Source organism: Kitasatospora sp. NPDC057692, from assembly GCF_042799475.1.
Taxonomy (GTDB): domain Bacteria; phylum Actinomycetota; class Actinomycetes; order Streptomycetales; family Streptomycetaceae; genus Kitasatospora.
This window is the reverse complement of record NZ_JBHVIV010000026.1, coordinates 23,272-49,077: the sequence shown is the minus strand read 5'-3', so window position 1 is coordinate 49,077 and position 25,806 is coordinate 23,272. Positions and strand designations below refer to the sequence as shown.

23 protein-coding genes and 1 pseudogene are annotated in these 25,806 nt (G+C 75.1%); 17 read left to right on the top strand and 7 right to left on the bottom strand.

Annotation, left to right across the window (positions count from 1 at the left end):
- Window positions 1-12: 12 nt before the first annotated feature.
- The 3 genes from ACFVFS_RS16910 to ACFVFS_RS16900 all read left to right on the top strand — a co-directional run bounded on the left by ACFVFS_RS16910 (window position 13) and on the right by ACFVFS_RS16900 (window position 2,610).
- Entirely contained in the window at window positions 13-645 is a 633-nt protein-coding gene (locus tag ACFVFS_RS16910; protein ID WP_380624771.1) for an ArsR/SmtB family transcription factor, read from the top strand.
- A complete protein-coding gene (locus ACFVFS_RS16905) occupies window positions 642-2,012 on the top strand; it encodes an MFS transporter (protein ID WP_380624768.1) in 1,371 nt (456 codons plus the stop codon). Before ACFVFS_RS16910 ends, ACFVFS_RS16905 begins: the two co-directional genes overlap by 4 nt.
- Window positions 2,013-2,115: 103 nt before the next feature.
- A complete protein-coding gene (locus ACFVFS_RS16900; RefSeq protein WP_380624766.1) occupies window positions 2,116-2,610 on the top strand; it encodes a DUF6882 domain-containing protein in 495 nt (164 codons plus the stop codon).
- Here ACFVFS_RS16900 and ACFVFS_RS16895 read toward each other — a convergent pair.
- A complete protein-coding gene (locus ACFVFS_RS16895; RefSeq protein WP_380624764.1) occupies window positions 2,607-3,287 on the bottom strand; it encodes a DUF6629 family protein in 681 nt (226 codons plus the stop codon). The genes ACFVFS_RS16900 and ACFVFS_RS16895 overlap by 4 nt on opposite strands.
- An 18-nt stretch (window positions 3,288-3,305) precedes the next feature.
- Entirely contained in the window at window positions 3,306-4,298 is a 993-nt protein-coding gene (locus tag ACFVFS_RS16890; protein WP_380624762.1) for a DMT family transporter, read from the bottom strand.
- A 337-nt stretch (window positions 4,299-4,635) separates the two neighbouring features.
- Here ACFVFS_RS16890 and ACFVFS_RS16885 point away from each other — a divergent pair, with 337 nt between their 5' ends.
- Window positions 4,636-4,899 (top strand): dsRBD fold-containing protein, encoded by a 264-nt coding sequence (locus ACFVFS_RS16885; protein WP_350547934.1) that lies wholly within the window; start codon window positions 4,636-4,638, stop codon window positions 4,897-4,899.
- Here the strand turns inward: ACFVFS_RS16885 and ACFVFS_RS16880 are convergent.
- The gene (locus tag ACFVFS_RS16880) at window positions 4,893-6,470 is read right to left on the bottom strand and encodes an MFS transporter (RefSeq protein WP_380624760.1); all 1,578 of its coding nucleotides are present in this window, start codon (window positions 6,468-6,470) and stop codon (window positions 4,893-4,895) included. The genes ACFVFS_RS16885 and ACFVFS_RS16880 overlap by 7 nt on opposite strands.
- A gap of 107 nt (window positions 6,471-6,577) precedes the next feature.
- Here ACFVFS_RS16880 and ACFVFS_RS16875 point away from each other — a divergent pair, with 107 nt between their 5' ends.
- Window positions 6,578-7,336 carry a TetR/AcrR family transcriptional regulator gene (locus tag ACFVFS_RS16875; RefSeq protein ID WP_380624758.1) on the top strand — a complete coding sequence of 253 codons (759 nt, stop codon included), beginning with the start codon at window positions 6,578-6,580 and terminating at the stop codon, window positions 7,334-7,336.
- 53 nt (window positions 7,337-7,389) lie between these two features.
- Window positions 7,390-7,581, top strand: a pseudogene (locus tag ACFVFS_RS16870) (oxidoreductase C-terminal domain-containing protein); the annotation flags it as partial.
- Between the two features lie 218 nt (window positions 7,582-7,799).
- Here ACFVFS_RS16870 and ACFVFS_RS16865 read toward each other — a convergent pair.
- A complete protein-coding gene (locus ACFVFS_RS16865) occupies window positions 7,800-8,564 on the bottom strand; it encodes a GNAT family N-acetyltransferase (RefSeq protein ID WP_380624847.1) in 765 nt (254 codons plus the stop codon).
- Window positions 8,565-8,628: 64 nt separating this feature from the next.
- The gene (locus ACFVFS_RS16860; protein ID WP_380624756.1) at window positions 8,629-9,543 is read right to left on the bottom strand and encodes an alpha/beta fold hydrolase; all 915 of its coding nucleotides are present in this window, start codon (window positions 9,541-9,543) and stop codon (window positions 8,629-8,631) included.
- Window positions 9,544-9,659: 116 nt separating this feature from the next.
- Between ACFVFS_RS16860 and ACFVFS_RS16855 the strand changes: the two genes are divergently transcribed.
- Window positions 9,660-10,094, top strand: coding sequence for a MarR family transcriptional regulator (locus tag ACFVFS_RS16855; RefSeq protein ID WP_380624845.1), 435 nt, complete (start codon window positions 9,660-9,662; stop codon window positions 10,092-10,094).
- Window positions 10,095-10,182: 88 nt separating this feature from the next.
- On the opposite strand, the gene ACFVFS_RS16850 is transcribed toward ACFVFS_RS16855, so the two are convergent.
- Window positions 10,183-11,169: a hypothetical protein gene (locus tag ACFVFS_RS16850; RefSeq protein WP_380624754.1), complete on the bottom strand. Its 987-nt coding sequence runs from the start codon at window positions 11,167-11,169 to the stop codon at window positions 10,183-10,185.
- A gap of 265 nt (window positions 11,170-11,434) precedes the next feature.
- Between ACFVFS_RS16850 and ACFVFS_RS16845 the strand changes: the two genes are divergently transcribed.
- The 8 genes from ACFVFS_RS16845 to ACFVFS_RS16810 all read left to right on the top strand — a co-directional run bounded on the left by ACFVFS_RS16845 (window position 11,435) and on the right by ACFVFS_RS16810 (window position 21,921).
- Window positions 11,435-13,015, top strand: a complete 1,581-nt coding sequence (locus ACFVFS_RS16845; protein ID WP_380624752.1) for a DUF3604 domain-containing protein — start codon at window positions 11,435-11,437, stop codon at window positions 13,013-13,015.
- A gap of 79 nt (window positions 13,016-13,094) precedes the next feature.
- Window positions 13,095-13,946 carry a polysaccharide lyase gene (locus tag ACFVFS_RS16840; protein ID WP_380624750.1) on the top strand — a complete coding sequence of 284 codons (852 nt, stop codon included), beginning with the start codon at window positions 13,095-13,097 and terminating at the stop codon, window positions 13,944-13,946.
- A 53-nt stretch (window positions 13,947-13,999) separates the two neighbouring features.
- The gene (locus tag ACFVFS_RS16835; RefSeq protein WP_380624748.1) at window positions 14,000-15,565 is read left to right on the top strand and encodes an ABC transporter substrate-binding protein; all 1,566 of its coding nucleotides are present in this window, start codon (window positions 14,000-14,002) and stop codon (window positions 15,563-15,565) included.
- 182 nt (window positions 15,566-15,747) lie between these two features.
- A complete protein-coding gene (locus tag ACFVFS_RS16830; RefSeq protein ID WP_380624746.1) occupies window positions 15,748-16,707 on the top strand; it encodes an ABC transporter permease in 960 nt (319 codons plus the stop codon).
- A complete protein-coding gene (locus ACFVFS_RS16825) occupies window positions 16,704-17,567 on the top strand; it encodes an ABC transporter permease (protein ID WP_380624744.1) in 864 nt (287 codons plus the stop codon). Before ACFVFS_RS16830 ends, ACFVFS_RS16825 begins: the two co-directional genes overlap by 4 nt.
- Window positions 17,564-19,426: a dipeptide ABC transporter ATP-binding protein gene (locus tag ACFVFS_RS16820; RefSeq protein ID WP_380624742.1), complete on the top strand. Its 1,863-nt coding sequence runs from the start codon at window positions 17,564-17,566 to the stop codon at window positions 19,424-19,426. Before ACFVFS_RS16825 ends, ACFVFS_RS16820 begins: the two co-directional genes overlap by 4 nt.
- 31 nt (window positions 19,427-19,457) lie before the next feature.
- A complete protein-coding gene (locus ACFVFS_RS16815; protein ID WP_380624740.1) occupies window positions 19,458-21,482 on the top strand; it encodes a PQQ-binding-like beta-propeller repeat protein in 2,025 nt (674 codons plus the stop codon).
- Window positions 21,483-21,516: 34 nt separating this feature from the next.
- Window positions 21,517-21,921: a hypothetical protein gene (locus ACFVFS_RS16810; protein WP_380624738.1), complete on the top strand. Its 405-nt coding sequence runs from the start codon at window positions 21,517-21,519 to the stop codon at window positions 21,919-21,921.
- Window positions 21,922-21,954: 33 nt separating this feature from the next.
- Here the strand turns inward: ACFVFS_RS16810 and ACFVFS_RS16805 are convergent, their stop codons facing one another.
- Window positions 21,955-22,605: a TetR/AcrR family transcriptional regulator gene (locus ACFVFS_RS16805; RefSeq protein ID WP_380624736.1), complete on the bottom strand. Its 651-nt coding sequence runs from the start codon at window positions 22,603-22,605 to the stop codon at window positions 21,955-21,957.
- Between the two features lie 97 nt (window positions 22,606-22,702).
- Here ACFVFS_RS16805 and ACFVFS_RS16800 point away from each other — a divergent pair, with 97 nt between their 5' ends.
- Both ACFVFS_RS16800 and ACFVFS_RS16795 read left to right on the top strand, forming a co-directional pair.
- The gene (locus ACFVFS_RS16800) at window positions 22,703-23,992 is read left to right on the top strand and encodes an MFS transporter (RefSeq protein WP_380624734.1); all 1,290 of its coding nucleotides are present in this window, start codon (window positions 22,703-22,705) and stop codon (window positions 23,990-23,992) included.
- Window positions 23,993-24,048: 56 nt separating this feature from the next.
- Window positions 24,049-25,788: a glycoside hydrolase family 3 protein gene (locus tag ACFVFS_RS16795; RefSeq protein ID WP_380624732.1), complete on the top strand. Its 1,740-nt coding sequence runs from the start codon at window positions 24,049-24,051 to the stop codon at window positions 25,786-25,788.
- The last annotated feature ends 18 nt before the right edge of the window (window positions 25,789-25,806 follow it).

Below are 25,806 nucleotides of genomic sequence, written 5' to 3'. Positions count from 1 at the left end.
TATCGTGCTGCCATGACCGATGACCGCAGGTGGCCGCACAGTCCGGACCCGCAGACCGATGTCGTGATCGACGCCAAGGGCCTGCGGGCCCTGGCCCACCCCGTTCGCGTGCAACTGATCGGGCTGCTCCGCAAGAACGGGCCGTCCACGGCGACCAGGCTGGCCGAGCAGCTGGGGCTGAACTCCGGCGCGACCAGCTACCACCTCCGCCAGCTGGCCGCCGCGGGCTTCGTGGCCGAGGACACCGGGCGCGGCAACGCCCGCGACCGCTGGTGGAAGGCCGTCCACCAGGTGACGTGGTGGACGGACAGCGACCTCTCGGAACAGGAGCCGGAGGCGGCGCTCGGCTACCTGCGCTCGATCGTGGCCGCTCACACCCTGACCGCGCAGACGGCGCTCAACGCGTACGAGACGATGCCGGTCGAGTGGCGGCACGCGCTGGACCTCAGCGACATGGTGCTCCAGCTGACCCCGGAGGAGGCCAGGGCGCTGGCCGGGGACCTCTCGGCGGTGATAGCCCGCTACCGCCGGATCGCCCCGGGGGAACCCGTCCCGGAGGGGACGGACCGGGTGGCCGTGGTGGTCCAGGTGCTGCCCGAGCCGCAGGGCGGCGCGGCCGCCGACGAGCCCGAGGCGCGGTCATGACCGCGCGGGCCACGGCCACCGCACCGGCCGCGCCGCCGCGCAGCCTGCGGCCGATGGCCGGCGTGCTGGCGGCGATGGCCATCTCGCTGACCGGTACCCGGGTGTCGGCGATCGCCCTGCCGTGGTTCGTGCTCGCCACCACCGGCAGCGCCACGATGACCGGCGTGGTCGCCTTCGTCGAACTGGCCCCCTACGTGCTGGTGAAGGCGTTCACCGGTCCGGTGATCGACCGGCTCGGGCCGCGGGTCGTCTCCTGGAGCACGGACGCGGTGAGCGCCGTCGCGGCCGGCCTGGTGCCGCTGCTGCACGCGCTGGGGCTGCTGCCGTTCTGGCTGCTGCTGGTGATGGTCGCGGTGATCGGCGGGGCGCGCGGCCCGGGGGACCTCGCCAAGGAGGTCATGGTCCCCGAGGCGGCCGACCGGGGCCGGGTCCCGCTGGAACGGGCCACCGGACTGGCCGGTGTGACGGAGCGGCTGGCGACCACGGTCGGCCCGGCGGTCGGCGGCGGACTGGTCGCCCTGCTCGGTCCGATGGCCGGTCTGACGGTCAACGCGATCGCCTTCGCGCTCGGCTCGTTGGTCATCGCCGTCGCCCTGCCGCGCGGAACGGGCCGGGCCGCCGCCGCGCCCCCGACCGCCGCCGAGGACGAGGGCGGGCCCGCCGGCTACTGGCAGCTGTTCCGGGAGGGCTTCGCGTTCCTCCGCCGTGAACCCCTGCTGCTGACGATCATCGTGATGATCGCGGTGACCAACCTCCTGGACGCGGCGTTCATCACCGTGCTGGTCCCGGTCTGGGCCCGGGAGTCGGGCGGCGGCCCGGCCGCGATCGGCCTGACCGGGACGGTCTGGGGGATCGCGGCGGTGGCCGGCAGTCTGATCGCGGCGGCGGTCGCCCACCGGCTTCCGCGCCGTACGGTCTTCTTCGCGGGCTTCCTGCTCGGCGGCGCCCCGAGGTTCGTCGTCCTGGCGCTGGACGCGCCGATGAGCGTGGTGGTCACCGTGTTCGCGCTCAGCGGCTTCGGTTCCGGATTCCTCAACCCGATCCTCGGCGCCGTGCTCTTCGAGCGGGTACCGCGCCACCTGCTGGGCCGGGTCAACGCCCTGGGCGACTCGCTCGCCTGGGCCGGCATCCCGCTGGGCGGCCTGCTGGCCGGCGTCGCGGTGTCGCTGTCGGGGCTGATACCGGTGCTGCTCACGTGCGGCGGTCTGTACCTCGTCACCACGGTGCTGTCCGGCCTGCGACCGGAGTGGCGGCAGATGGACCGTGAACGCGGCCACGCCAAGGCGGCCGCCGCCGCGAGCAGCGAACCGGAGAGGACGGCTCCCGACCAGGCACACCTGCCGGTGGGAGCGTCGACGACGGAGTGAAGGAGGCGGTGGTGAGCGGGGGAGGGAGCGGACGGCCCGGCAGCCCCTGCATCGAGGAGCCGGATGAAAGGATCCCGCCGACGGTTCTTGGCGAGGAGGCGCAGTGGACGACCGCTCGACGCATGACCACTCCGGCTGGGAGGAGGTCGTGCGCGCGGCCCGCGAACGGGCCCGCGCGCGGCAGGCCCTCATGGTCGAACGCTTCGGACTGTCGGGTGACGTGCAGTACGAGTGGTCGATGGACGACGCCCGGATCACCTGGTCGCGCGGCGGAGAAGTGTTCCTCACCGGCCGACTCACGATGATCGGCAGCGTCAGCCGCGCCCAGCGGTCGTGGCTGTGGTCCTGGGCGAACGACGCACTGCCGGCCGCCGTCCTGGGCGACATCGAGCGGGTCCGGCGGTTCGGCGAGGAGCACGGCCACCCCGTCCTGCCGTGGCCGGGCTTCGCCCACCACCCGGAACTCGTGGCCGAGGCCCGGACGGTCGCGGCAGCCGTGCTCGACGCCGAGGGGCTGTGGGCGGATTCGACCGACGACATGGAACTCCACTTCCTGGTCCACGACCTGGTCCTCACCCCCGCGGCCGCCGGCCGTTAGACGGGCCGCGGCGGCGGCCGGTGGGGGTGGGCGGGAGCGGGGGAGGAGGTCCAGCGGAGGAGGAGGACGGAGGCCAGCGCGGCGAGGGCGCACCAGGTGGAGATGAAGGCCAGCCGCCAGAGGAGGGCGCAGACCACCGCGCCGACGCCGGTGAGCAGGCCGAGGCGGCGCAGCAGACGGTCGCCGCTGACGAGCGGCGCGCCGACGGTGGCGAGGAGGTAACCGGCCAGTAGGAGGGCGGGGTGGGGCACACCGATGCGGTACTCCAGGGTGTGGGCGTGGGCGGTGACGCCGACCGGGTGGGTCGCGACGGCGTGGGCCAGCGGCACGGCCACCAGGAGGCCGAGGAGGACCAGGGCCGTGAGCACCCGCCGCCTGGACCGGCTTGCGTCGAGGGCCGCGCAGCGCACGCCGAGCGGTACCAGGAGGGGGAGCAGCGGCAGGGCGATCACCGCCCAGGCGGTGCGGGCCCAGCCGGCCGGGGCGGCGGGCAGGTCGCCGTCGGCCCCGAGCCACACCGCGGCCTCGATCAGCTGGTGCGCGCCGAGCACGAGCGGGAGCGCGGCCAGCGGCAGGCGCTCCGGTCGGCCCGCCCGGTGGGCGCGGACCAGGCCGAGCACGCCGACGGCCGTCACCGCGCCGCCGACGACGAGGTCCGCCCGGGCACTCCAGCACATGGGGGCTCCTGCGGCGGGTCAGTCGGGGTCGGTCGGCGGGTCGGCGGGCGGGTCGACGCGCGGGTCGGTCCGCGGGGCGTCGTCCGCGCTGTCGGTCGTGCCCCCGGCGACGTCGTCGCCCGTGTCGCCCGGGGCCTCGCCGGCGGACTCCAGGGTGTCGCCGACGGTGCCGGGCAGCGCCGGGTGGCGGCCGATCACCACCACGCCGACGACGATGGCCGCCAGCCCGGCCGCCTGCCAGACCAGGGCGCCGGGGGTGACCCGGAGGCGGTCGCCGAGGAAGCCCACCGCGCAGAAGATCCCGCTGATCGGCTGGGCGGCCGTCAGCGCGGGCAGGGACATCCGCAGCGGTGCGGCCTCGAAGGCGCTCTGGACCAGCAGCAGTCCCACCACCCCGGCCGCCACCACCGCGTACGGCTGCCAGCTGCGCAGCACGGCCTCCAGACCCTGGTGGTCGAGTCGCTGGGTGGTGGTGCGGGTGAGCGCGTCCTGGAGTCCGTAGAGCAGGCCGGCCGCCAGGGCGAGCACGGTCGCCTCCTCGAACAGCGGCAGCCGGCGGGCCGTGGAGATCAGCAGCAGCGTCAGCCCGACCACCGTGCCGACCACCAGCCAGTGCCGCAGCTCGCCGGCCGGGGGCCCGCCGCCGGTGGGCCGGCCGGCCACGATGAACGCCGTCACGCCGAGCGCGAGCAGCAGCACCCCGGCCCAGCCCGAGCGGCCGAGCGTCTGGCGGGTCAGCACCCGGGCGAGCGCCATCGCGAAGATGAGGTTGGTGGCGAGCAGCGGCTCGACCAGCGAGACCTCGCCCTTGTTGAGGGCGAGCGCGGAGAGGATCAGCCCGGTGATCATGAAGCCGGTGCCGAGCAGCCACTGCGGCATCCGCAGCAGGTCCAGCAGCAGCCGCCAGTGCAGCAGATCGGCGCGCGGAGCCTGCTGCGCCGCGTGCTGCTGGAGGACGAATCCGAGGCCCAGGAAGCAGGCGGCGCTCAGAGCCAGGACGAAGACCGCCACGGAGGGACCACCCGAGGGTTGTTGACCGCACCGCACCGCCGCCGGTCTCCGGAGCGGCTGCCCGGGCGGGTCCGCCCGCGCGGCCCGGCGATCCGGCACGGGGTGTCCCGCGGCATCGGCGCGTTGGGGCCAGCCTACCGCCGGGGTGGGGCGCCGACCCGTGGAGCGGCGCCGTCCGGCGGGTCGCGGCGGATGTGCGAGGCCGGGCGGCCCGGCCCGGTGCCCGGTTGCCGCCGCCGCACCGGGGGGCGCACGCTGGTGTGAGCGGCCGTCCCGGGAGCACCGCCCGTACCGGCCCGATCAGGCGCGACGGGGGACCGGCGCCAGGAGGTGTGGCATGCACAACCAGTGGGATGTGGAGCTGAGCTTCGAGGAGGACGGTGTCCACACCGGATGCCAGGCGAGGCTGACCGGTGCCCGGGCCCCGGGCCTCACCGCGCACGGGGAGTCGACCCGGAGCGTGGACGACCGGCCGCTCGCCAGGATCGGCGAGGAGGTCGCGGCCTCGCGCGCCCTGGAGGCGCTGTCCCGCAAGCTGAAGGCGCAGGCCGACGGCGAGATCGAGGACGAGGGGCACCGGCCGGGTTATCTGATCTACTGACGGGACGGCTTTGCCGCGCTCGCCGTCCCGGTTGCGGTCGCCGCCCCGGCCCCGGCCCCGGTCGCGGCCGCCGTCCGGTCGGCCGAGCGGCGGGACGGGGCGAAGAGCAGCGCCAGCAGGGTGGCCACGAGGAGCACCCCGGCGGTGACCACGAAGGCCCGGTCGTAGCCGGCGGCGAGGGCGGCCCGCGCGGCGTCCCCGTCCGCGGCGGCCCGGCGGGTGGCGGCGACCGCGACGGTCGACAGGACGGCGAGCCCGATGCTGCCGCCGCACTGGCGGGCGGCGTTGAGCAGTCCGCTGACCAGCCCGGCCTCGCGCGGGTCGACGCCCGAGGTGCCCATCGCGGTGTTGGCGACCATGCAGATGCCGACGCCCAGGCTGGTCACGATCGACGGTCCGGCGAAGCCGGTCAGGTAGTCGGAGTCCAGGTCGAGCGCGCCGAACCAGAGCATCCCGAGCGCGGTGAGCAGCAGCGCGCCGGTGAGCGTGGCCCGGCCGCCGTAGCGGGCGGTGAGGCGGCCCGCGAGCATGCTGCCCGCCGCCGTTCCGGCGCAGAACGGAAGGAACGCGGCGCCGGCCGCCAGCGGCCCGTAGCCCAGCACGTTCTGCAGGAACAGCGAGCAGAAGTAGAAGCCGGCCAGCATGCCAGCGCCGAGCAGCGTCACGAGCAGGCTCGACACCCAGGCCGTCCGGCCGCGCAGCAGGCCCGGCCGGACGATCGGCGCACTGGCGAACCGGGTCTCCCAGAGCAGGAAGAGGATCCCGAGCAGGACGGCGGCGCCGAGCGTTCCGAGCGTCCGGCCCGAACCCCACGGGTGGCGCTCGGTCTCCATCAGGCCGAGGACCAGGACGGTCGTCGCACCGGTGCCGAGCACGGCGCCGAGCACATCGGGGCGGCCGGTGGGCGACGGGCGCACGGCGGCCACCGAACGGACCGCCAGGGCGAGGCCGAGGAGCACGATCGGCGCGTTGACGAAGAACACCCAGCGCCAGTCGAGCAGGTCCGTCAGCACACCGCCGAGCAGGACGCCCAGCGCGCTGCCGCCCGCCGTCACCATCGACCAGATGCCGACGGCCCGGGCCCGGGCGGCCCCCTCGGCGAAGGTCACCATGATCAGCGTCAGCCCGATCGGGGCGAGCACGGCGGCCGCCACGCCCTGGCCGGCCCGGGCCGCGACCAGCTGGGCGGGGGTCTGCGCGAACCCGCCGACCACCGAGGCGAGTCCGAACAGCACCAGGCCGGAGAGCACCGCGCGGCGGTGTCCGACGAGGTCGGCGATCCGGCCGCCGAGCAGCAGCAGCCCGCCGAAGGCGAGCGCGTAGGCGTTGACCACCCACGGCAGCGAGCTGTCGGCGAAGCCGAGGGACCCGCCCATGGCGGGGAGCGCGATGTTCACGATGCTGGCGTCGAGCGTGACCATCAGCTGGCAGACGGAGACCGTGGCCAGGACCAGGCCGGGCCGGGTGGTGAGGCGCTCGTGGCCACCGGACGGGGCGGCGGCCGGTGGGCCGGCGGCGGGTGGGGCCGTGGCAGGTGGGGTGGTGCGGCGGGACGGAGCGGTGCCGGGCATGGCGACCTCCAATGCGAACGTTGTTCGCGTAAGGTAAGCCTTACCTGGTGAGAGGTGCAAGCGTCCAGGTCGGAAGCGGGTTGGCGCAGGCATGGCAGGATGGCGGGGTGTCAGAACGGAGCAGCCGACCGGGTGTCGGCGACCACGAGACGGGCGAGCCGGACGCCCGGCCGCCGACCACGGACGGGTCGGCCCCGGGCGGGCCGGACGGCGCCGAGCGCGGCAGGTACGGTCGCAAGCGGCCGCGCCCGGGGCTGACCACAGCGGGGGTGGTCGCCGCCGGGCGCCGGGTGATCGAGCGCGACGGCATCGACACGCTCACCATGCGGGCCGTCGCCACCGAACTCGGAACGGCGCCCGCATCGCTGTACCGGCACGTCACCGACCGCGAAGCGCTGCTGATCGCCGTCCTGGAGCAGATCGCCGAGGGCATCCCGGTCGACGTGCCCGGCACCGGGCCGCAGGAGCGGTTGCTGCGGCGCCTGGTCGGCGCCCACGACTACATGGTCGGCCACGCCTGGGTGCTGCACGTGCTGATCCGGGGCGAGCTGGTCGCCCGGAACGCGCTGGCGTTCAACGACGCCTGCCTCGCCGACCTGATGGCCGCCGGACTTCCGCCCGGGCGGGCGCTGAGCGCGTTCCGCGCCTGCTGGCAGCTGGTCCTCGGCGAACTGCTCTCCGAACACCCCGTCAGCCCTCCCCGCGAGCCGAGCCAGCGCCGCGCCGTCATCGAAGCCGCGGACCGCGAGCGACTGCCCGCGCTGGGGCGGGTGCTGGCGGAGGTGGGTTTTGTGGGAGTGGGCGAGAGCTGCGGGGACCTGGAGACCGCGCTGGCGGCGCTGATCGGCGGCTTGGCCGGCCGCTGACCGGCGACCGGTGACCGGCGTCGGGCGTCGGGGCAGAAGGCCCGGACGCCTTCTCGGTGCTGCTGTTCCGGGCCGGCGAACTCCAGGCGGTCGAGTCGGTCAACCGGCCCGTCGACCACCTGGCGGCCCGACAGCTCCTGGAGAGCGGCGTCGCGTTGAGCCCCGAGGCCGCCGCCGTGGACGGCTTCACGTTCCGGGGCCACCTGGCGAGCCACCGGCAGGAGCCCGCCGCGGCCGGGGGCTGACCGGCCGGCCGATCCGGCGTCGATCGGTGCCCGCCCCGCGGGCCGGACGAGGCCTGCCGTTCGGCCTCCTCCGGCCCGGCCGCCGGTGCGGCCGTCGGCCGGCCTTCCGCACCGCCGTCGCCGGAGCCGGTCGAGGCTGTCCCGGGCCTTCCCCGGGCGAGTGGGAAGCCATTCGGCGTACCCGCGCGCGGCAGGAGCCGATGGGCCCGTGCAGGCCCTCAGCCCCTGGCCGCGTACTCGGTGAACCGGCCGCAGGCCTGGAACCCGAGGCGGCGGTACACGGGTTCGCCGTCCGGGGAGGCCTGCAGAACGGCGGTGCGGTAGCCCGCGTCGTGGGCCGTGCGCAGGGTGGCCAGGGTGATGGCTCCGCCGTAGCCGCGGCGGCGGTCGGAAGCGAGGGTCGCGATGTTGTAGATCCCGGCGACACCGGCGAAGAGGAAGACCTCGGCCGAGCAGACCGGTCGTCCGTCCGCGTAGCCGACGAGGTAGCGCGCGGGGCAGGCGGGGTCCAGGGCCCACTCGGCCGCGTCGGAGAAGAACCGGCGGACCGTGGCGGCCGGCGGGTCCCAGTTCGCGGCCAGGACCGTCGCGTAGTCGGCGAGCTGTCCGGGAGTCGTCACGGGACGGATGTCCAGGCCGTCGGCGGACGGCTCCGGCGGGGCGGTGCGCAGGTCCTTCCACATGCCGGTCTCGGTCTCGGACGCGTCGAGTCCGGCGCCGGTGAGGTACCCGGCGATGCCCGGGGGCGTGGTGGCGGGGCCGACCCACCAGGAGAAGGGCCGGCCAGTGGCGGTCAGTGTCCGGACCGTCGCCGCCACCCGGCCGGGAGCGGTGTCGTCGGTGAAGCGCGCGGCCGCGACGATGTTGAAGGTGTCGTCGTCGAGTCCGCTGTCGGCGATCAGGAGATCGGCGGTCTCGGCGACGGTCGCGTGCTTCAGGTGGCGGTGCAGGTGGCAGGCGTGTTCGGCGAGGTTCCGCTCCATCGCGCCGAGCAGGTCGGGCTCGTCGTGGACGGGTCGTTGCGTCTCGTTCATGTCCGACACGATCTCATCCGCCGTCAGCGGGGTCGGGGGCCAGGAAGGCGGTGAGGTGGCGGTTCACCTCGTCGGGGCGGGCCGTCAGCAGGGTGTGGTGGGAGACGTCGGGCAGGACGGTGACCGCGGCGTGCGGCAGCGCCCGGCGGGCGAGGGCGGCCACGGTGCGGGCGTCGTGGGTGCGGCTGAGGCCGGCGAGCAGGACGAGGACGGGGGCGGTGAGGGCGCCCAGTTCGGCGGCGCTCGGGCGGGGGCCGGTGACCGGGCGGGCGGCGGGGAAGCCCGCGAGGCCGAGGGCGTAGAGCTCGCGCCAGGCGGGGTCGGGACCGGCGCCGCCGCGGCTCTCCCAGTCGAGGTAGGAGCGGGCCTTGGCGGCGGTGCGCGGCGGCAGCAGGAGCGGCAGCGCACGCAGCAGGTAGCGGGCCCGGAAGCCGGTGAAGCACCCCGTCGGGTCGAGCAGTGCGAGCCGCCGGATCCTGGCGGGGGCGTACAGGGCGTACCGCAGGGCGGTCCACCCGCCGTACGAGTGGCCGGCCAGGTCGGCGGCGGGCACCTCCAGACCGTCGAGGACGGCGTCGAGCCAGCCGAGCAGCTCGGGGACGCCGCCGAGGCGGGGGCGGTCGAGGGTGCTGCGGCCCGGGTCGCCGAGGAGGTCGACGGCGAGCACCCGGTGGCCGGCCCCGGCGAGGGCGGCGGCGTTGGCGGACCAGCAGGTGGCGGTGGCGCCGCCGCCGGGCAGCAGTACGAGGGGGCGGCCGTCGCGCGGGCCGCAGGCGTTGACCCGGGTGGCGCCGTACGGGGTGGGGACGGTCAGCGCCTCGACGGGGAGGGGCCAGCGGGCGAGGGCTTCGTCGTAGGCGGCGAGGAAGGCGCCGAGGGCGGTGGCGGCGGGGGAGGGGGCGGGGTCGGTGGCAGGGCGCGCGGACATAGTCTTCCCCCAGGGATCGACGTACTCGCTCGGTGAGCATGTATCTCGCTCAGCGAGAGAATACGTCCAGGGGACCCCCGAGGGAAGGAGCTGAGGTGGAGCCGGAGCGGACGCCGATGCAGCTGGTGCATCTGCTGCGCGGGCTGACCGTGGAACTCGACCTGTTCGGCGCCGAGTTCGCCGCGCGGAACGGCCTGCACCCGACCGATCTGCGGGCGCTGATCCATCTGCTGGACGCCGCGCGGGCCGGGACGGTGGTCACGCCGGGGCGGCTCGGTGGGGCGCTGGGGCTGAACTCGGCGGGGACGACCGGGCTGGTCGACCGGCTGGAGCGGCTCGGGCTGATCCGGCGCGAGCGCGATCCGGAGGACCGCCGCAAGGTGCGGCTGCTGGTGGAGGAGCGGGCGATCGAGCTCGGCGAGGGCTTCTTCGGCGGGCTGATCGCCGATCTGGTGGCCGCGATGGAGGCGTTCGGGGACGCGGAACTCGCGGTGGCCCGGCGCTTCCTGGCGACCATGGCCGAGGTGGTGGCCGCGGCCCGGGCGGAGTGAGCCGGGGAGCGTTCCGGAGCGGAGAGGCGCGGCGCAGCGGGGCCCGGCGGGAAAGCCGCGCCGGGCCCCGGGGGCGGTCGGGCACGCCCTACGGGCGCAGGCCGGCGAACTCGTCGAGGACGGCGACCCGCAGTTCGTGCGCGCCGTCCGGGCGGGTCTGCTCGTAGTACAGGTACCAGCGGCCCCGGGCCGCGACCACGTCGGCGTAGCGGACGTCCAGCCACGGGCCGTCCGGGGTCAGGCGCCGCCACTGCTTCAGGTCGTCGGAGGCGGCCAGCCCGCAGCGCTCCTCGTAGTTGCCGGCCGCGTCGGCCGAGCCGTCGTAGAGCGCGAGCCAGCCGCCGGAGCCGTCGGGCAGGACGGCGGTGATCCGGGACTCGTAGGCGTCCCAGGCGGTGTCCGGGCCGACGTCGAGGACCTCGGCGGCGCGGCCGGGCGGGGCGGTGAACCGCAGGCCGTCGGCGGAGTCGGCGAGCGCGGTGGGCTGGACGGTGAGGCCGGTGGTGTGGATGTCGGCGGCGGCGTGGGCGCGGGCCCGCTCCTCGGCGGTGAAGGTGCGGGCGCGCGAGACGGTGGCGAACAGCCGGACCCCGCCGTCGTGTTCGAGCAGATAGGGGTCCTTGACCCCCTCGGTGCCGGTGTCGGCGGCGGTGAGGACCGGGGTGCGGGTGGCGAGGTCGAAGGCCTCGGGCGTGTCGGCACGCAGGGCGTCGATCCGCCAGCGCCGGTCGGCCGGGTCGACGTAGCTGAGGTGGAGCAGGTAGCCGCCGTCGCGGCGGAGCAGGGCGAAGCGTTCCATGGACGGCGAGTCGAGGTCGGCGCGCTCCACCGACCAGAGGTCGCGGAACTCCACGCCGTCCCGGCTCTCGGCCACCGCGCAGCGCCAGCCCCGGTCCTGGCCGCCGCCCGCACCGCGCGGGCGGCGTTCGCGGTAGGTGAGCAGGAAGCGGTCGTGGTCGGGCTCGTAGCGCACGCTCGGGCAGCCGGCCCAGTAGCCGGGCTCGGGGCGTTCGGGGGCGCGGACCAGGGCGGAGCCGGAGAGGTCGGGAGCGGTGGGAGGGGTGGTGATCGGCATGGTCGGCGGGTCGTCCTCACGGGGCAGGGGGCGGGATCTTCGCCACTTTCTATCAGATCGATAGAAAGTGGCGAAGGGGCTCCCGGGTGCGGCCGTCGGGCCGGGCCTCCGCAGCAAGCGGCATGTCACATGGAGTGATTCTGTGAATCGAATGTTTCCCCCTGTGGCGATCGGACAACGCCGCCGGGCCCGGTCTTGACCCTTCTCTCAAGATCGGGAAAAACTTCTTCTCAGAGTCGATCAAACAGAGGAAGCCCCGATCCCGATGACAGCCCCCACCACCGACGCACCCGGCTACGGCGGTCTCGGCCTCTACGTCGGAGACCTCCACAACCACTGCGGGATCAGCTACGGCCACGGCCCGATCGAGGACGCCTACGCCAACGCCCGCCTCCAGCTCGACTTCGCCAGCGTCACCGGCCACGGCTGGTGGCACGACCTGCCCGAGCGCACCCCCGAGCTGGCCGGCCTGGTCGACTACCACACCGAGGGCTTCGCCCGGCTCGCCGACCGCTGGGAGCACGTCCAGGAGGTCACCGCCGCCGCCCACCAGGACGGCCGCTTCGTCACCTTCCAGTCCTTCGAGTGGCACAGCCTCGCCTACGGCGACCACTGCGTGTACTTCGACGGCCCGCGCGGCGAGATCATCCGCGCCGCCGACCTGGACGGGCTGCGCACCCGGCTGCGCGAACTGGCCGCCCGGGGCGTGCGCACCTGGGCGCTCCCGCACCACATCGGGTACGGCACCGGGCGGCGCGGCATCAACTGGTCCGCGTACACCGAGGAGTTCGCCCCGGTGGTGGAGGTGATGTCGATGCACGGCTGCGCCGAGTCCGACGAGGCGCCGCGCACCTATCTGCACACCATGGGGCCCCGCGACACCACCGGGACCGCCGTGCACGGGCTCCGGCTCGGCCACCGGTTCGGGCTGATCGGCTCCACGGACCACCACAGCGCCTTCCCCGGCAGCCACGGGCACGGCCGGCTCGCCGTGTGGGCCCCCGAGCTGACCCGCCCGGCGGTCTGGGACGCGGTCCAGGCGCGCCGCGCCTACGCGATCACCGGTGACCGCATCCTGCTCGCCGCCTCGGTCAACGGCGTGCCGATGGGCGGTGAGGCGCCGTCCGCCGACCGCCGCCGGATCCGGGTCACCGTGCGCGGACGGGACGCCCTCGACCACGTCGAGGTGGTCCGCAACGGCGTGCCGATCCACCGCCTCTCCCGGCCCGAACTCCTCGCCGCCGCAGCCGGGGACGGGGGCTTCGACGGTACGCTCGGCTTCGCCGTCGGCTGGGGTCGGCGCGACACGGCGGTGCAGTGGGACGTCGTCCTGCGGGTCGAGGGCGGTGAACTGCTGGACGTCCAGCCCCGGTTGCGCGGCTCGGAGACGGTGGCCCCGGCCGAGGCGGAGCCCGCGGGCTACCGGCCGCACGACTGGTGGCGCACCGGGCCCGGCGAGGTGCGGCTGCGGAGCGTCACCGAGGGCAACCCGAACACCGCGACCGACGCCACCCAGGGCTTCTCGCTGGCCGTCTCCGGCGACGACCGGACCAGGCTGACGGCGCTCGTCAACGGCGTCGAAACCTCCTACAGCGTCGGCGAGTTGCGGGAGGGGCCGCGCACCGGCTTCATCGGCGGATTCGTCTCGGGCGCCTACCGCTTCGACCGGGCGGTGCCCGGCCGCGAGCTCACCGCCGAGCTCGACCTGGTCGACGAACGGCCGGGCGGGGACGGCGACTTCTACCACGTACGGGTCCGGCAGCTGAACGACCAGTGGGCCTGGTCGAGCCCGGTCTGGGTGGGCCGCGCCGGCGGACCGGCGGCCTCCTGTCGACGGGCCGGCTGACGCCTGCCCGCCGTCGTCGGCCGGCCGCCCCGGTCACCGCCCGCCGTTCCACCGACCCGTACCGATCGAGGAGTACCCCATGTCCGCCCTCATCACCTCCGCGCGCCGCACCGCCGGCACCGCGCTGGCCGCCGCCCTGCTGACCGGAACCCTCGCCGCCCCGGCGGCCGTCGCCGGCACCGTCACGACCGCCGCCGACACCGTCACGACCGTCGCCGACACCGTCACGGCCGCCGCCGACGCCGCCGCCGCCACGACGGCCGGCACCGTGTTCGCCGACGACTTCGAGTCCGGCGGCGTCTCCCGCTGGACCCGCCAGCGCATCGACGGCAACGGCAGCATCACCGTCACCGGGGCGCCCGCCGGCGGCTCCGGCCTCGCCGCCCGCTTCAGCGTCCCCAACGACGGCGCGTCCTACCGCTCCGAGGTGGCCGTGAACGCCCTCGGCTGGGGCGCCTACCGCTTCGCCCTCGCCGACTACCTGCCCGCCGACTGGGTGCAGACCTCCACCGAGACCATCGTCGCCCAGTGGCACGGCTACCCGCTCTCCGACGGCAGCGACACCAAGCCGCCGATCGCGCTCACCGTGAAGGACGGCAACTGGCGCCTCAAGGTGCACTGGCTGACCGGCCCCACGACCGTCGCCGAGGCGGTCGTCCCGCTCGGCGCCGTCCAGTTCGGGCACTGGAACCAGTGGGCGTTCGACATCACCTGGTCCACCGACAGCACGCCCGGCTCGATCACCGTGTACCGCGACGGTGTGCAGGTCGGCGCGCACAGCGGGCTCAACAACTACCACCAGAACCAGGCCCCGTACTTCAAGACCGGGATCTACCGCGCCAACTGGAACCCCGCCAAGGGCATCCCGTACCCGACCGGCGGACCCGACGTCGTGCTCTACAGCGACAGCGTGGTCGTCACCCAGTACTGAGCAGGCCGTCCCGGTCCCGCCGAACCCCCCAACCACCAAGAGGTAGCAGCACCATGAGCGAAGCGGCCCGTCACCCAGGCCTGCCCCGAAGAGGCTTTCTCGGCCTGAGCGCCGGAGCGGCCCTGCTGGCGGCGGGCTGCCGCTCGGCCACCGACCCGGACGCGGGCGCCGCCCCCGGCGGCAGCGCCGCGGCGTCCGCGCCCGACCTGCAGATCGTGTACGGCAGCGCCCCGGACCCGACCCAGCTGCTCCACCGTGGCCCGGACACCCCGGCGTTCGTCAACCTCGTCCTGGACCGGCTGGTCGACCTCGACCCGGCGACCCTCCAGCCGGTGCCGTGGCTGGCCACCTCCTGGGAGTGGAGCGCCGACCGGCTGAAGCTGGTGCTCAAGCTGCGCGAGGACGTCACCTTCCACGACGGCCGCGCGCTGGAGGCCGACGACGTCGTCTTCTCGCTGGTCGGTGCCACCAAGTCCTCCCAGGTCAAGCCGCTGCTGGAGCGGCTCGCCGATGTGAAGGCCAGCGCGCGGAACGAGGTCACCCTGACCCTCGCCAAGCCCACCAGCAACCTGTTCGACGCGCTCGCCTTCAACCCGGTCGTCGACGCGCGGACCTACGCCGAGGGCCGGGCGAGCGACACCGTCAACGGCACCGGCCCGTTCTCCTGGCAGTCCTTCAAGGGCGGCAACCAGCTCGACCTGGTCCGCAACCAGCGGTACTGGCAGAGCGGGCGCCCGCGCTTCGAGCGGATCACCGTCCGCTCGGTCACCAGCAGCCAGGCCGCGCTGTCCGCCCTGCAGTCCGGGCAGGGCCACCTGATCGGGGCCGTCCCCGGGCGGGACCTCAAGGTGCTGGCGGGCAACCCCGGCTTCACCGTGCAGTCCGCCAAGGCCTCCTACCAGCAGGCGTTCCTCGGCGTGAACGTGGCGTCCAAGCCCTTCGACGACCTCCGGGTCCGCCAGGCGCTGCAGTACGCGGTGGACCGCGAGCGGATCGTCGCCCAGGTCTACGGCGGCCACGCCGAGGCGAGCAGCCTGCCCTGGCCGTCCAACACCCCCGGCGTCACCCCGGACCAGGTCACCCGCTACGGGCACGACCCGGAGAAGGCGCGCGGGCTGCTGCGCGAGGCCGGCGCGGAGGGCGCGCGGGTGCCGCTCACCGCCGCCAACTCGCCGGTGTTCAGCTCGCTCGTCGAGCTGGTGAAGTACGACCTGGAGCAGGCCGGGTTCGGTGTCGACGTGCAGCTGCTGGACAACGCCGCCATCCAGCCGAAGATCCAGCAGGGCACCCTGGAGGGCCTGTTCGTGGCCAACCACGGCATGGTCAGCGTCTCGCCGCTCAGCGGGATCACCGTCTCCGGGCCGCTGCAGGTCGGCAGGAACACCTCGCACGTGACCGACCCGGCCTACGCCGACCTCCAGGCGCGCGCCTTCGCGGCCGCCGACGAGCAGGCCCGGGCCGACGTCAACCACGAGCTGTCCGAGTACCTGCTCACGCAGTCCTTCCACATCACTCTCGCGCACGCCTGGGAGACCTACGCCTTCGCCTCCTCGGTGCGGGACGTGTCCACCAGCGCGCTGGGCTACCTGAGGCTGACCGACACCCGCCGGGACGCCTGAGCCGCCGGCCCTCCGCCAGGACCGACGGCCGACGGCCGACCGCCGACCGCCGACCGCCGACCGCCGTCCCCGGACGACCCCCACCGCCCGGGGACGGTGTCCCTCACGCCCCGCACGCCCCGCCCGCACCTCCCCGCCCGACCGTCCCCGTACGCCGCCCCGCCCACCCCCGGAGAAACCCCGTGCCGTACTGGACCAGAAAGGCCGCCGGAGCCCTGGCCACCCTCTGGCTCGCCTCGGTGGCCGTCTTCCTGCTGCTCCACCTGGCCCCCGGCGACCCGGTCTCCGCCGCGCTCGGAGCCGAGGCCGACCAGGAGCAGCGCGACCACCTCAGCCGGCAGCTCGGCGTGGACCGGCCGCTGCCCGCCCAGTACCTCAGCTGGCTGGGCGGCCTGCTCGGCGGAGACCCCGGCCTCTCCTTCCACTACCGCGAACCGGTCACCCGGATGATCGGCCAGAGCCTCGGATCGACCCTCCAACTCGCCCTCGCCGCCGGTCTGCTGATGCTCGTCCTCGGCCTGTTGCTGGGCGCCGCGCTGGCCGCCGAGCGGCGCGGCCGGCTGGCCCGTGCCCTCGACCCGCTCACCACCGCCGTGCTCGCCCTGCCGGTGTACGTCACGGCGGTGCTCTTCGTCTTCGTCTTCGCCGTCCTGCTGCGGGTGTTGCCGGCCGGCGGTGAGAAGGACCTCCTCACCGCGCCGGACCTCGCCGTGCAGTACCTGGCGCTGCCCGCCGTCGCGCTCGCCCTGCCGGGCTCGGTGGTGCTCGCCCGGCTGCTCGCCACCGAGATCCGGCGCACCCGGCAGGAGGAGTTCGTGCTCACCGCGATCGCCAAGGGCGCCCCGCCCCGGCGGATCCTGCTGCGGCACGTGGTCCCCAACAGCCTCGCGCCGTTCTGCGTCGAGTTCGGCCTCAACCTGGGCGAGCTGCTCGGCGGCGCCGTCGTCGCCGAGCAGCTGTTCGCCCGGCACGGCCTCGGGCAGCTGCTGCTCGACGCGATCAACCAGCGGGACTACCCCGTCGCCCAGACCCTGATCATGCTCGCGGTCGCGGTGGCCGTCACCGTGCAGCTCGGTTCCGAGCTGCTGGTCGGCCGGCTCGACCCGCGGATCGCCCGCGCCGGTACCGGGGAGGCCCGATGAGCACCACCGCCACGTCCACCGCCACGTCCACCACCGGGGGGCGCCGGCGCCGGCCCGCGCTGCCCGCCGCGCTGCGCGGGCGGCGCGGCCGGACCGGGGCGGTGCTGGTCGCCCTGGTGGTGCTGCTCGGGCTGCTCGGCCCGCTGCTGCTCCCCGCCGACGCCTATCAGCAGGGCCGGGAGGCGCTGGCCGGACCGTCCTGGTCGCACCCGCTCGGCACCGACGAGGTCGGCCGCGACCTGCTGGCCCGCGCGCTGTACGGGGTCCGGATCGAGCTGCTGGTCTGCCTGCTGGCCGTCCCCGCCGCCGCCGTGCTCGGCACCCTGCTCGGGCTGCTCGGCGGGCTGAACCGGCTGCTCGGCGAGGCCGTCCAACGGCTGTTCGACCTGCTGCTCGGCTTCCACGGACTGCTGCTGGGCCTGGCCATCGCGCTGATCGTCCGCCCCGGCCTCGGCAGCGTCGTGGTCACCGTGGTGCTCAGCGCGCTGCCCGCCTTCGGCCGCCAGGCCCGGGCCGCCCTGCTCGCCCAGCTCGCCCGCGACCACGTGGTGGCCGCCAAGGTGCTCGGCGTGCCGCGCGCCCGCACCCTGCGCCGCTACGTGCTGCCCAACGTCACCGACGCCGCCACCGCGCTGCTGGCCGTGGCGATGGCGCACGCCGCCAAGATCGAGGGCGGCCTGAGCGTGCTCGGCTTCGGCATCCAGCCGCCCACCCCCTCGCTCGGCACGATGATCAACACCGGCAGCAAGTACCTCTTCCTGCACCCGGGTTACGCCCTCGCGCCGGTGCTGCTGCTGGGCCTGCTGGTCTTCGGACTGACCCTGCTCGCCGACTCGTTCAACCGGGAGAAGCTGCGGTGACCGCGCCGACGACCAACACCCCGACGACCAACACCCCGACGACCAACACCCCGACGGCCCCGACGCCTCCGACGGCCGCCCGGCCGCTGCTGGAGGTGTCCGGGCTGCACGTCACCGCCGGGCCGCACCGGGTGGTCCACGGCGTGGACTTCGCGATCCGCCCCGGCGAGATCCTCGGCCTGGTCGGCGAGTCGGGCTCCGGCAAGACGCTCACCGCGCTGGCCGCCAACCGGATGCTCCCGCCCGGCTGCCGGACCACCGCCGGCAGCGTCCGCCTGGACGGCACCGACCTGCTCACCCTCCCCGAGCCCGCCGTGCGCGCCGTACGGGGCCGGCGGATCGGCATGGTCTTCCAAGACCCGCTCGCCTACCTCAACCCCCGGATGCCGATCGGCCGCCAGCTCGCCGAGGCCGCCCTGGTGCACGGCGCGAGCCGGGCCGACGCCCGCGCCCGCGCGCTGGAACTCCTCGACCTGGTCGGCATCCCCGAGCCGGTCCGCCGCTACCGCGACCGCCCGCACGAGTTCTCCGGCGGCATGCGCCAGCGCGTGCTGATCGCCATGGCGATGGCCAACCGGCCCGACCTGCTGATCGCCGACGAACCCACCACCGCCCTCGACCCCACCACCCAGGCCGACATCCTCGACCTGCTCGTCCGGCTCCGCGACGAGACCGGCACCGCCCTCCTGCTGATCACCCACGACCTCGGCGTGGTCGCCCGGACCTGCGACACCGTCCAGGTCATGTACGCCGGGCGGATCGCCGAGCGCGCGCCGGTGAAGCCGCTGTCGGCCGCGCCGCGGCACCGCTACACGGCCGGGCTGCTCGCGGCCGTGCCCCGGCTGGACGGCCCGCGCGGGCTGCCGCTCGCCGTGATCGGCGGCCGCCCGCCCGCCGCCGGGGAGCCGCTGCCGGGCTGCGCGTTCGCCCCGCGGTGCGCCGCCGCCGTGGAGCGCTGCGCGCAGGAGCCGCCCGGGTGGGTGACCGAGCCGGCGCCGGGCGGGGAGCGCGGCTATGCCTGCCACGTGCCGGTGGCAGCGGGGGAGGGGACCCGGGCCGAGGCCGCCCCGGCCGCGCCCGAGGAGTCCGCGGATGCCGCTGAGCCGGTAGCGGCCGCCGAGCCGGTGCTGGTCGCCGAGAACCTCACCGTCCGCTACGGCCGCCGGGGCGCGCCCGCGCTCGACGGCGTCGGCCTGAGCGCCGCGCCCGGCCGGGCCGTCGGGGTGATCGGCGAGTCCGGCTCCGGCAAGTCGACGCTGGCCCGCGCCCTGCTCGGGCTGCTGCCCCCGTGGTCCGGCAGCGTCCGGGTCGGCGGCCGGTCCTGGGACGGCGCCACCGCGGCCGAGGAGCGCGCGCTGCGCCGCCGGGTCCAGTTCGTCTTCCAGGACCCGTACGCCTCGCTCAGCCCGCGGATGACCGTCCGCGAGGCGCTCGCCGAGCCGCTGCTCGCCCACGGGCTGCCGCTCGGGCGCATCGAGGAGCTGACGGAACTCGTCGGTCTCCCGGCCGGGCTGCTGGACGCGCTGCCGCACCGGCTGTCCGGCGGACAGCGCCAGCGGGTGGCGATCGCCCGGGCACTCGCCGTCGGCCCGGAGGTGCTGGTGGCGGACGAGCCGACCTCCGCGCTGGACGTCTCCGTGCAGGCGCAGATCCTCAACCTGCTGCTCGACCTGCGCCGCCGCACCGGCATCGGCCTGGTGTTCATCTCCCACGACCTCGCGCTGGTCCGCCACCTCTGTGACGAGGTGCTGGTGATGCGGCACGGCCGGGTGGTCGAACAGGCCCCCGCCGAGCGGCTGTTCACCGCGCCCGAGCACCCGTACACCCGGCGGCTGCTCGCCGCCGCCGGGCAGCACTGAAACCCGCCACCGTCCCCGCCCGAGGAGCACCATGACGCCGCCGCCCGCCCGACCGTCCCGCCGCCAACTCCTGCGCGGGGCCGGCTCCGTGACCGCGCTGACCGCCCTGGCCGCGGTCGGCGCGCCGCCCGCCTCGGCCGCGTCCGGCCGACCGTCCGGCACCCCCCGGGTGACCGGACTCGGCCCGGGCAACGCCGACTTCCCGCTGATGAGCGCCACCCTGATCGGCGAGACGCTGTGGATCGGCTCGCGCAACCTGGCCCCGGCCAAGGTGGTCGGCCACCACCTGCCGACCGGCCGGGTCACCCGCACCGCGATCCTGCCGACCGGCAACTTCGTGCAGGGCTCGGCCGCCCACGGCGGCGTGCTGTACCTCGGGGTGACGGACGCGCCCAAGGCCGTCAACCTCTACCGCCTCGACCCGGCCGACGGCAGCGTGCGCGGCCTGGCCAACGTGCCCGGCGCCGACGTCCGGGACGTCGCGGTCGCCCCCGACGGCACGGTGTTCGCCACCGGTCGGCAGAAGGGCCGGGCGGCCGGTCCCGGCCTGTACGCCTATGACCCGGGGACCGGCGCGCTGACCGAGGTCGCCTCGCCCGCGCCGAACGCCACCCAGGGCCGGGCCGTCGAGGCCACCGCCACCCACGCCTACCTGGGCGTCGGCAGCAACCTGGCGGGCGGCGGCGGAGCCACCCTCGCCTCGCTGTTCGCGGTCGAGCGGGCCACCGGCCGGGTCACCGACATCACCCCGCCCGAACTCGCCGCCGACACCATCGTGCGCCAGATCACCGCCCTCGGCGACGACCTGCTCGCCGTCTCCACCGAGGGCAGGCCGGCCCACGTCGCCTTCCTGGACCCGGCCACCCACACCGTGCTGCGGTCCTTCGCGGTGCCCGGCACCAAGAGCGTCACCAACTTCCAACGCCTCGGCGACACCGTCTGGTTCACCTCCACCGAGCACGGCACGGTCTGGCGCCACCGGCTCGGCACGGACAGCGTGGAGGCCTTCGCGGTGCCCGTCCCGGACGGCAACTCCTGGGGCCTGGGCCGGATCGGCGACACCCTGGCCGGGGTCACCGAGGGCGGCACCGCCTGGACCCTCTCCACCACCACGGGCGCCGTCACCACGACCGACCTGGTGAGCGCGGGCGCGCCGGCCGAGGCCCAGCTCGGCATGTCGCTGGCGGCCCGCTACGGCCGGGTGTACGTCGGCGGCAACGGCTCGGTCGCGCTGCACGACCTCAACGCCGGGACGGTGCGAAAGCTCCCCGTCCCCGGCGAGGCCAAGGACACCGTGGTCCTCGACGACGGCACCCTCTACCTGGGCGTCTACTCCTCGCAGGGGATCTGGCGGTACCGGCCGTGGGCCGACGAGGTGCCGGTCCAGGAGGCGAGGCTGCCGCAGGAGCAGAACCGGCCGCAGGCCGTGCGCTGGGACGAGGAGCACCGCCTGCTGCTGCTCGGGGTACAGGCCGACACCACCGGCGGCGGCTCGTTCGTCACCTACCGGCCCGGCAGCGGGCAGCCCGCCGTGCACGTCGACCCGCTCGGCCCGGAGCAGCTGGTGCGCGCGGTGGCGGCCGGGCGCGGACAGGCCTTCCTCGGCGGCGACAACGCGAAGGCCACCGGCCCGCGCGGGGACCTGGCGGCCTGGGACCCGGTGGCCGGGCGCGAACTGTGGCGCACCGCGACCGACTTCGGCTCGGGCGTCAGCAGCCTGGTGGTGCACGGGCACCGGCTGTTCGGCATCACGGTGAACGGGCAGGCCTTCGCCGCCGACCTGCGCACCGCCCGGCCGGGCCGCGCACCGGTGATCGACACCAGGGCCGACCTGCGGGCGATCACCTCGGCCAACCCGCGGCTGCTGGTGGCGCGCGGCCGGCTGTACGGGATCAGCGAGCGGACGCTGTTCCGGCTGGACCCCGCGACGCTGGCGGCCACCGTCCTGGTCCAGGTCGACGCCGAGTGGTACAGCGGAGCCCGGGTGGCGGCCGACGAGGACGGGGTGCTGTACACCCTGCGCGGCCGTGAGCTGATCGCCGTCCGGGACCGCTGAAGCGGGGCCGCCCCGGACGCACTAGGCTGCCCCCATGGGGGAATTGAGGGGTCCGTCGGGTGCGAAGCGGTCCCGCTGGGTGCGCCGCGCGGTCCGCGTCTTCGCGGTGACGTTCATCTGCGTGATGCTCTTCGCGTGGTGGGCGGCGGACGACGGTCCGGCGGACCGGATCGATCCCAACACGTCCGGCGCTCCTCCGGGCGGGGAGACGCAGACCGCGGCGCCGGCCGGGTTCGACTTCGGTTCGGCGGCGACGATCAGCGCGGTCGCCGGACTGGTGACCTCGGTCGGCGTCAGCGCGTCCAAGATCATCGGCGCTGTCGCCGAGCTGACCCGCAGCCGGGCCGACCTCGCCCGCGCCCGCCGGGAGGCCGGGGCGGGCGGGCCCGCCGCGGTCCCCGCCGCCGGGCCGGAGCCCGCGCCGGGGGAGGACGGCTGACGGACGCGGGTGCCGGTCGGTCGGCCGGGCCGGTCAGCCGGTCGGGGCGAGTGCGTCGAAGGCCGCCGCGCCCGGCTCGGTGAGCAGCGCGACGACCGCCGCCCGCACATGGCGGGCCATGTCCACCGACCGGTCGAAGAGCCACTGCGCCTGGAGCCCGTCCATCAGCGCGGTGAGCCGCACGGCGGCCTCCCCCGGGTCCACGTCCTCCCGCAGGTGCCCGGCCTCGCGGGCCCCGTGCAGGGCCTGGGCGGTGCCGCGCCGGATGCGTTCGTAGCGCTCGGCGAAGTAGGCGTGGGCGGGGTGCTCCGGGTCGGAGGCCTCGCCGGAGAGCCGGACGAACAGTTCGATGAGCCCGGGGACCAGCTCGTTGTGCCCGGCCAGGTCCACCATCCCGCGCAGCACGCCGATCCCGCCGCCGAGCCGGGTGTAGGGGCGGAAGCGCTCCCGGTCGAGGCGGTCGCGGTCCTCCAGGACGGCCTGGAGCAGCGCGTCCTTGTCGGGGAAGTAGCGCAGCAGACCGGCCCGGGAGATGTCGCACGCGGCGGCGAGGTCGAGGATCGTCACCGCCCGGAACCCGCGCTGGGCGAAGTGCTCGGCGGCGGTCTGGATGATCGCGGCCCGGCGGGCGCGGCCCTTGGCGTAGCCGCCGGAGGCCGCCGTTCCGGCTCCTGAGGTGGTCATGGGGGAACGGTAGCAGGATTGCTTGACAGAAAGCTACACCTGTGTAGCAATTGGGCCCACGCCACGCCGTCGTGGCCGGTCCCCAAGGAGCTCCCCCATGCTCGACTCCCCCCCACTGCCCGCGGAGGCCCCCGCTCCGCAGGCACCCCCCGGCTTCGTGCGAAGACTGGCCCTCGGTCAGTTCGGCCTGTACCTCGCGGTGCTCGCCCCGGTGATGGGCGGCCTGTCCGTCAAGATCCAGCACCTGGTCGGCCTGGACGCGGCCCCGGCCCAGCTCGGGCTGGTGGCGGGGACGGGCGCGGTGTTCGCGATGGTCGCCCAGCCGCTCGCCGGGCGGCTGTCGGACCGCTGCACCTCCCGCTTCGGGATGCGCCGCCCCTTCCTCGTCGGCGGAGTATCCGTCATGGCGGCGGCCCTGGCGGTCTGTGCCGCGGCCCCCAACGTCCCGGTCCTGCTGATCGCCTGGTGCGCCGCCCAGGGCGCCGGCAACTTCGCCTTCGCCGCCGCCGGCGCGACCGTCGCCGACCATGTGCCCGAGTCCCGGCGCGGCAGCGTGTCCGGCATCGTCGGGGCGGTCACGCCGGTCGGCATCCTGGTCGGCTCGATCCTGCTCTCCGTCCTGCCCGGCGACTTCCTGCGGTTCGCCGTGCCGGCCGCCATCGCCGTCGTGCTCGGCCTCTGGTTCGCCGCCCGCCTGCCCGACCGGGTGCGCGCCGAGCCGCCGACCGAGCCGCTGAACCCGCGCAGTCTGCTGCTCTCCTTCGTCTTCGACCCGCGCAAGCACCCGGACTTCGGCTGGGTGTGGCTGAGCAAGTTCCTCATCATGCTCGGCTACGGGGCCCTGGCCGGCTATCTGACCCTGTTCCTGGCCGCGGAGTTCGGCATGGACGACACCGACGAGCAGCTTCGCTTCAACGCCCTGGCCAACGGCCTGAGCGTGGCCACCCTGGTGGTCTCCAGCCTGGTCGGCGGTGTGCTCTCCGACCGCCTCGGCCGCCGCAAGCCGTTCGTGACGGGCGGTGGCCTGATCATGGCGGCGGTCCTCGCCGTCGTCACGATCACCCCGTACCTGGGGGACTCCGGCCTGGTGGCCCTGCTGGTCCTCGAAGCCCTCCTCGGCATCGGCGCCGGCCTGTTCTTCGCCGTCGACAACGCGCTCGCCATCAGCCTGCTGCCCAGCCAGGACGACACGGCCAAGGACCTGGGCGTGCTCAACATCGCCAACGCCCTGCCGAGTTCGCTCTCGCCGTTCCTGGCCGGCGTGGTCGTCGTCCCCGTCGGCAACGCCCTGCTCGGCGGCGCCGGCTACTCCCTCTGGTTCGGCCTCGCCGCCGTGTTCTGCCTGGTCGGAGCGCTGCTCGTGACCAGGATCAGAAGCGCCGTCTGACCGCACCCACCACAGACCCCCGATCTTCCCCGCACCACCGAGAAAGGCCCCCTCTCATGAGCACCGAAGCGCGCTTCCCCTACCAGGACCCGAGCCTCTCCGTCGACCGGCGCGTCGAGGACCTGCTGAGCCGCCTGCCGCTGGAGGACAAGGCCGGCCTGATGTTCCACCCGCTGGGCGACACCGGCGCCCTCGACGCGCCCGGCCTCTTCGGCATGCCGTCGATGGCCACCTTCCTGGAGCGGCGCATCAACCACTTCAACATCCTCTGGGCGACCACCGCGCGCGACCTCGCCGCCTGGTACAACAACCTCCAGCGCACCGTTCTGGAGCGGCCGCTGGGCATCCCGGTCACCATCTCCAGCGACCCGCGCCACTCCTTCACCGACAACCCGGCCACCGCCCTGCTGGCCGGCCCGTTCTCGCAGTGGCCCGAACCGCTCGGCTTCGCCGCGGTCGGCTCGCCCGACCTGGTGCGCCGCTGGGCGGACACGGTGCGCCGCGAGTACCTGGCCGTCGGAATCCGGGTCGCGCTGCACCCGCAGATCGACCTCGCCACCGAGCCGCGCTGGGCGCGCATCAGCACCACCTTCGGCGAGGACGCCGACCTCACCTCCAGGCTGGCCGTCGCCTATGTGCGCGGGCTCCAGGGCGAGGAGGTCGGGCCGGAGTCGGTCTCGGCGATGGCCAAGCACTTCCCGGGCGGTGGCCCGCAGCTGAACGGCGAGGACCCGCACTTCCCGTACGGTCGCGAGCAGGTCTACCCGGGCGACCACTTCGACTACCACCTCAAGCCGTTCGAGGCCGTCATCGAGGCCGGCGTCGCCCAGATGATGCCCTACTACGGCATGCCGGTCGGCACCGCGCACGAGGAGGTCGGCTTCGGCTTCAACAAGGGCGTCATCACCGGCCTGCTGCGCGAGCGGCTCGGCTACGACGGCATCGTCTGCACCGACTGGGCCATCCTCAACGACAAGTTCTGGGGCGTGGAGGAGCTCACGTACGAGGAGCGCATGCTCAAGTCACTGGACGCCGGGGTGGACCAGTTCGGCGGCGAGTTCCGCCCGCAGGTGCTGGTGGACCTGGTCAGGGGAGGGAAGACGACCGAGGAGCGCGTCGACGCCTCGGCGCGCCGCCTGCTGCGCGAGAAGTTCCGGCTCGGCCTGTTCGACCGGCCGTACGTGGACGAGGCCGCCGCCGTGGTGCGCGTGGGCGCCGCGGAGGCGCGCGCCGAGGGACTGGCGGCGCAGGCGGCGGCGTCCGTCCTGCTGGCCAACGCAGCCGAGGGCCCGGCGCGGCTGCCGCTCGTCTCGGGCGGCCTGAAGGTCTACGCGGAGGGCCTGTCCGCCGAGGCGCTGGGCGACCGCGCCACGCTCGTCGCGACGCCCGAGGAGGCGGACATCGCGGTGCTGCGGCTGGCGGCCCCGTTCGAGCCGCGCGGCGAGGCGGGCACCCTGGAGTCCTTCTTCCACGCGGGCTCGCTGGACTTCCCCGAGGAGGAGATCGAGCGCGTGCGGCGGATCTGCGCCACCGTGCCGACCGTCGTCGACGTCTACCTGGACCGCCCGGCGATCCTGACCCCGATCGCGGGCCGCGCCGCTTCGCTGACGGTCAACTTCGGTGCGGCGCCGGAGGCCTTCGTGAAGGTCCTGTTCGGCGAGGAGCGGCCGCAGGGCTCGCTGCCGTTCGACCTGCCGTCCTCGATGGCGGCCGTGGCCGCCAGCCGCTCGGACGTGCCGTTCGACACCGCCGACCCGCTGTTCCGCTTCGGGCACGGCCTGCGCTACGAGGGCTGATCCCGGCCGCGTACGGCC

Bases quoted from the DNA above. Each gene is read 5' to 3' on its own strand.
- ACFVFS_RS16880 (WP_380624760.1), bottom strand. From the start codon at position 6,470: ATGCCCGGCACCGCTCCGTCCCGCCGCACCACCCCACCTGCCACGGCC.
- ACFVFS_RS16805 (WP_380624736.1), bottom strand. From the start codon at position 22,605: ATGACCACCTCAGGAGCCGGAACGGCGGCCTCCGGCGGCTACGCCAAG.
- ACFVFS_RS16910 (WP_380624771.1), top strand. From the start codon at position 13: ATGACCGATGACCGCAGGTGGCCGCACAGTCCGGACCCGCAGACCGAT.
- ACFVFS_RS16810 (WP_380624738.1), top strand. From the start codon at position 21,517: ATGGGGGAATTGAGGGGTCCGTCGGGTGCGAAGCGGTCCCGCTGGGTG.
- ACFVFS_RS16825 (WP_380624744.1), top strand. From the start codon at position 16,704: ATGAGCACCACCGCCACGTCCACCGCCACGTCCACCACCGGGGGGCGC.
- ACFVFS_RS16795 (WP_380624732.1), top strand. From the start codon at position 24,049: ATGAGCACCGAAGCGCGCTTCCCCTACCAGGACCCGAGCCTCTCCGTC.
- ACFVFS_RS16845 (WP_380624752.1), top strand. From the start codon at position 11,435: ATGACAGCCCCCACCACCGACGCACCCGGCTACGGCGGTCTCGGCCTC.
- ACFVFS_RS16855 (WP_380624845.1), top strand. From the start codon at position 9,660: ATGCAGCTGGTGCATCTGCTGCGCGGGCTGACCGTGGAACTCGACCTG.
- ACFVFS_RS16800 (WP_380624734.1), top strand. From the start codon at position 22,703: ATGCTCGACTCCCCCCCACTGCCCGCGGAGGCCCCCGCTCCGCAGGCA.
- ACFVFS_RS16895 (WP_380624764.1), bottom strand. From the start codon at position 3,287: ATGTGCTGGAGTGCCCGGGCGGACCTCGTCGTCGGCGGCGCGGTGACG.
- ACFVFS_RS16885 (WP_350547934.1), top strand. From the start codon at position 4,636: ATGCACAACCAGTGGGATGTGGAGCTGAGCTTCGAGGAGGACGGTGTC.
- ACFVFS_RS16905 (WP_380624768.1), top strand. From the start codon at position 642: ATGACCGCGCGGGCCACGGCCACCGCACCGGCCGCGCCGCCGCGCAGC.
- ACFVFS_RS16865 (WP_380624847.1), bottom strand. From the start codon at position 8,564: ATGGAGCGGAACCTCGCCGAACACGCCTGCCACCTGCACCGCCACCTG.
- ACFVFS_RS16815 (WP_380624740.1), top strand. From the start codon at position 19,458: ATGACGCCGCCGCCCGCCCGACCGTCCCGCCGCCAACTCCTGCGCGGG.
- ACFVFS_RS16835 (WP_380624748.1), top strand. From the start codon at position 14,000: ATGAGCGAAGCGGCCCGTCACCCAGGCCTGCCCCGAAGAGGCTTTCTC.
- ACFVFS_RS16860 (WP_380624756.1), bottom strand. From the start codon at position 9,543: ATGTCCGCGCGCCCTGCCACCGACCCCGCCCCCTCCCCCGCCGCCACC.
- ACFVFS_RS16850 (WP_380624754.1), bottom strand. From the start codon at position 11,169: ATGCCGATCACCACCCCTCCCACCGCTCCCGACCTCTCCGGCTCCGCC.
- ACFVFS_RS16840 (WP_380624750.1), top strand. From the start codon at position 13,095: ATGTCCGCCCTCATCACCTCCGCGCGCCGCACCGCCGGCACCGCGCTG.